The organism is Rhodococcus sp. GXMU-t2271 (assembly GCF_041414735.1).
Taxonomy (GTDB): Bacteria; Actinomycetota; Actinomycetes; order Mycobacteriales; family Mycobacteriaceae; genus Rhodococcus; species Rhodococcus indonesiensis.
Genome location: NZ_JAUIZP010000033.1, coordinates 1 through 4,761, shown reverse-complemented (window position 1 = coordinate 4,761; position 4,761 = coordinate 1). Strand labels below are relative to the sequence as shown.

Annotated in this window: 5 protein-coding genes and 1 rRNA gene; 3 read left to right on the top strand and 3 right to left on the bottom strand. The window is 68.5% G+C overall.

The genetic code is table 11. The annotated features are described in order from the left end of the window. Positions 1–68: 68 nt before the first annotated feature. Positions 69–185, top strand: a 5S ribosomal RNA gene (gene rrf, locus QYS60_RS13205). Between the two features lie 107 nt (positions 186–292). Here rrf and QYS60_RS13200 read toward each other — a convergent pair. Next, the gene (locus QYS60_RS13200; RefSeq protein ID WP_371383394.1) at positions 293–1,837 is read right to left on the bottom strand and encodes an adenylate/guanylate cyclase domain-containing protein; all 1,545 of its coding nucleotides are present in this window, start codon (positions 1,835–1,837) and stop codon (positions 293–295) included. Positions 1,838–1,880: 43 nt separating this feature from the next. Here QYS60_RS13200 and nucS point away from each other — a divergent pair, with 43 nt between their 5' ends. Both nucS and QYS60_RS13190 read left to right on the top strand, forming a co-directional pair. Continuing rightward, entirely contained in the window at positions 1,881–2,555 is a 675-nt protein-coding gene (gene nucS, locus QYS60_RS13195) for an endonuclease NucS (protein ID WP_054375343.1), read from the top strand. 1 nt (position 2,556) lies between these two features. Next, complete coding sequence (locus QYS60_RS13190) at positions 2,557–2,877, top strand: ATP/GTP-binding protein (RefSeq protein WP_289382406.1); 321 nt, start codon at positions 2,557–2,559, stop codon at positions 2,875–2,877. Between the two features lie 99 nt (positions 2,878–2,976). Here QYS60_RS13190 and QYS60_RS13185 read toward each other — a convergent pair whose 3' ends face one another. Both QYS60_RS13185 and mce read right to left on the bottom strand, forming a co-directional pair. Continuing rightward, positions 2,977–4,068, bottom strand: a complete 1,092-nt coding sequence (locus tag QYS60_RS13185; RefSeq protein WP_371383393.1) for a hypothetical protein — start codon at positions 4,066–4,068, stop codon at positions 2,977–2,979. Between the two features lie 107 nt (positions 4,069–4,175). Next, positions 4,176–4,658, bottom strand: coding sequence for a methylmalonyl-CoA epimerase (mce, locus tag QYS60_RS13180; RefSeq protein ID WP_371383392.1), 483 nt, complete (start codon positions 4,656–4,658; stop codon positions 4,176–4,178). Positions 4,659–4,761 lie beyond the last annotated feature (103 nt).

Sequence of the window (4,761 nt, the reverse complement as noted above, 5' to 3'; positions counted from 1 at the left end):
AAGGGGGGAACAGCGTTCACTCGATCATTCACGAGCGAAGCGAGTGGGTGTGTGTCGTTTCACAGAGTTACGGCGGCCATAGCGACAGGGAAACGCCCGGTCCCATTCCGAACCCGGAAGCTAAGCCTGTCTGCGCCGATGGTACTGCACCCGACAGGGTGTGGGAGAGTAGGACACCGCCGAACACCCGTTACCGGAAGCCCCCCGACACTGTCGGGGGGCTTCCGGCATTTCCGGGTCTGTCCGTTGTCTCGACGGACCTACTCGACCGACCCTGTCGGTGCCGGCGGTATCACTCCGCCGACGGCACCGCGAGGCGGGTGACTTCCGACCGTCCGCGCAGGGTCACTTCGCCTTGCGGCGACCACCTCGTGCGCTCGTGTTCGGCGGCCGCCCGAACCGCCCGGGACGAGGCGACTACGTGGCCGGGGATCGTCTTGGCCAGATCCGAGAGTCGCGCAGCCTCGTTCACCGGGTCGCCGATGACCGTGTACTCGAATCTCTCGTGAGCCCCTACGTTTCCGGCCACCGTCAGTCCGGCTGCGACCCCGATACCGGCCTCGCACTCGGGGACGTCGGTGCGCAGTCGTCGTGCCATCGTCCGGGCTGCCGCGAGGGCGTTGCCTGCGGGATCGTCCATTGCCACCGGTGCACCGAAGATTGCCAGGGCCGCGTCGCCCTCGAACTTGTTGACGAAGCCCCCGGCCCGGTGGACCTCCTCGACCACGACCTCGAAGAAGCGGTTGAGCAGCTGTACGACCTCGGTCGGCGGACGATCCGCCGCCATTGCCGTCGAACCGATGATGTCGATGAACAGCACCGCGACATCACGTTCTTCGCCACCGAGGCGCGGTGACGACGCCAGCGCCGCCCGGGCGACGTCCTGTCCGACGTGCCGACCGAAGACATCGCGGATCCGCTCGCGCTCACGCAGGCCGTCGGCCATGCGATTGAATCCGGCCTGCAGCTCTCCGAGTTCCGTCCCGTCGTAGACGACGACCTCCGCATCGAGGTCACCCCGCTCGATACGGGCCATGCCGGCCCGGACGGACTCGATCGGCGCGACGCTCCTCCGGGCGGTAAGGAACATGAGCAGCGATCCCAGCACCAACGCCAGTCCGCCGATCGTCAGGATTGTCACCGCGAAGCGGACGGGCGTCACGGGACGGACGAAGCTGAAGACGGCGACGAGCATCAATCCGATGACGGGAACGGCGCTGCCCAGCACCCACGCCACCATGATGCGTCCGCTGGTACCGGTGAGGCGGCGCCGCGGGGTCGCGCCCGCCTCGAGGGCCCGGGCCGCGATCGGTCGCAGCGCGAACTCGCTGAAGAGGAAGACGAAGCCGCAGACCGTCAGTCCCGCGAGAGCAATGGTGAATGCGACCTTCGGGATGGTGCGCGGATCGAGCACCCCGAAGGCGGTCGCGAACAGCACCAGTCCCAGGGCCCAGAACGCGCCCTGCTGGGCGGTGAGCCGCATCGGTAACCGCATCGTGGCGCGACGTTCCTCCGGCGACGGATCCCGGTCCTCGAGGATCCAGCGCAGTTGCGCGAGCCCACGCCGCGTCCCGACGATCGTTCCCAGGACGATCGCCCCCACGACGTAGACCGGCGCGACGACACCGGTCACGACGACGAACTCCGGGCGCAGCACCGAGGGACCCGGGATGACGACATTGATCAGCACCGCCGTGATCGCGGCTCCCGCGATGTTCGTGCCGAGCAACAGCAGGGTGAGCAACGTCTGCACGCGAACCCGTTGGCGCTGGACGGATTCCGCGGGTGCGCCGAGCAGCGGCGAGCCGAGTGGCGAGATGCGGCGAGTGCGAGGCATGGTCGTTCGAGAGTAGTCCGGGGCGATCCTCTAGGGTGGCAACGTGCGCCTTGTGATTGCCCGCTGTCGAGTCGACTACATCGGACGTCTGACGGCACACCTGCCGATGGCGCGTCGGCTGCTCCTGGTCAAAGCCGACGGATCGGTCAGTGTGCATGCCGACGACCGCGCCTACAAGCCCCTGAACTGGATGAGTCCGCCGTGTCGGCTGGTCGAGGAGTCTGCGGAAGAGGCGCACGCTCTGTGGGTGGTGACGAACAAGGCGGGTGAGCAACTGCGCATCACCATCGAGGAGATCGAGCACGATTCCAGTCACGAACTGGGCGTGGATCCCGGCCTGATCAAGGACGGGGTGGAGGCGCACCTGCAGGAACTGCTGGCCGAGCACGTCGAAACCCTCGGGCGCGGCTACACCCTCGTCCGGCGTGAGTACCCGACGGCCATCGGCCCGGTGGATCTGCTGTGCCGGGACGCGGACGGCGGCACGGTAGCCGTCGAGATCAAGCGACGCGGCGAGATCGACGGCGTCGAACAGCTCACGCGCTACCTCGAGCTGCTCAACCGGGACCCGCTGCTCGCCCCGGTCAGTGGAGTCTTCGCGGCACAACAGATCAAGCCGCAGGCCAAGACCCTGGCGACCGACCGCGGCATCCGCTGCCTCGTACTCGACTACGAGGCGCTGCGCGGCACCGAGAGCAACGAGTTCCGGCTGTTCTGAGATGCCTCGCCGCAACACCCCCCGATCACAGCGCAGGCGCCGGCCCGAGACCGGCGCGTCGACGTTCTCCGGGGCGACGTCCCGTACCGAATCGGGCCCGTCGGGTGCGGAATCCGAGCGCTACACCGTGCGCACTGTCCCTGGCTCGCGAGCCACGAAGGCCTACCGGTGCCCCGGATGCGATCACGAGATCGCGCCGGGAACGCCGCATGTGGTCGCCTGGCCCACCGACGACATAGGGGGAGCAGACGAACGCCGGCACTGGCACAACGGCTGCTGGACCGGCCGCGGGACCCGCGGCCCGACCCGTCGTTGGTCCTGACGGCCCGCCGTCGTGGTCCTGACGGCTCGCCGTCGTGGTCCTGACGGCCCGACCTGTCGGTGGTCCTGACGGCGACTCAGTCGTGGTTCGGACAGCGAGTCAGTTGCGGACCTTGCTGGCCACCGCGGGTGACCGGCCGAGCCGGTCGGTCGCAGGTGCTTGTGCTTCGTTGCCGGTTCGCTTCTCCTGCTCGCCCGCGCCGCTCTTCCGGCCGCTGTCCTCGGACGTGCCGCCCGCCGGTAGTTCCTTGGTGGCCGGTTCCTTCTCGGATTCTTCGGTGGCGATCTCCGTGGTCGCCTCGGTGTCGCCGTCGGTGGTGGATGTGTCCCGGTCGCGGTCGAGCAGCTCACCCTCGCGCGTCACAGCCGCCAGCATCGACGGCACCGCCTCGAGCTGACCGCGCACCCCGTCCAGCTGGCTGAGGATGCGGCCACGCAGCACCCGCAGTTCCTCGGTCAGATCGCGAGCGTTGGCGACCTTCCGTTCGGACTGTTCGGTGGCGATCTCGAGCCGGCGCGCCGCCTCGCGTGAGGCGATCTCGAGACGCTGTTCGGCCTCGGCCTTGCTGGATCGTTCGAGTTCGTCGAGAGCGCCGAGGACCTTGCTGCGGCGCTCGCTCATGGCGATCTCGAAATCCTGCTGAACCTGGTCCCGCTTGGCCTCCGCCTCCGCCGCGAGACGATCGCGCTCGGCTTCGGCGGCGGCAATGATCCGGGCGGCATGGGCACGTGCCTCGGACATCGTCCGGGCATGCTCGGCTTCGAACGCCTTACGCCGCTCGGCGAGCTCGGCGATCATCGCCTCGTAGTCCCCGCGCAACCGGATGCCCTCCTGTTCGGCCAGGGAGATCATCTCGGCGGCATCGGCCTCGGCCCGGGCCCGCAGCTCGGACGCTTCGTCGGAGGCGAGGCGCAGCATGCGGGAGATTCGGTCGCTCATACCCTCGGCCGTGGTGGGCGGCACCGAGAGACGATCGACATCCTTGCGCAACTCGTCGATCTCGTTGCGAGCGTTCTCCAGCTGTCTCGCCAGGTCGCGAGCCTGGGCGGCGGCCGCATCCCGGTCCGTCGCGGTCACGCGCAGCTCGGCTTCGAATCTGGCGAAGTAGTTGGTCACCTCGTCGCGGTCGAAACCCTTGCGCACGATGGAGAAGGGCAGGTGGCTGGGGGTGCGATCGCGATCGAAAACCATGGCGCCAATCTACCTGCTCGCGGCAGCCGGAGCTGCGCGTGCCGCGTCGTTGTGCTAATGCTGCGGCAGCGCAAACCGGGTGGGTCGGCCGGGCGAGACGTGGGTTGTCAGTGCGATCCGTGTGCGGCCGGTTCGACGAGTTCGACCAGTACGCCGCCGGCGTCCTTGGGGTGGAGGAAGTTGATGCGCGAATCGGCGGTGCCACGTCGCGGGGCGTCGTAGAGCAGGCGCACGCCCCGAGCGCGGAGCTCGGTGGACACGGCATCGATGTCGCTGACGCGGTAGGCGAGCTGCTGCAGACCGGGGCCGCTGCGGTCGATGAACTTCGCGATCGTCGAGTTCTCGTTCAGCGGGGCGAGCAGCTGGATCGCGGTCGCGCCCGCCGGCGAGCCGGGAACCGACAGCATCGCCTCGCGCACGCCCTGCTCCTCGTTGACCTCCTCATGGGTCGAGACGAGTCCGAGGTTCTGGGCGTACCAGGTGAGAGCGGCGTCGAGGTCGGGGACCGCGATGCCGACGTGGTCGATGGCGGTCACGAGCCCGGAGCTCAGAGCCGCGAGCGGAGTCGAAGTGGGGGAGGTCTCAGTCATGAACAAAGACGTTAGCGCTAACGTTAGATCAGTATGCGTCGGGATGGGGCTCGTCCGCCCGCAGCCCCGCGCAGGAGCCGTGACCCCACCACCGGAGGAACCC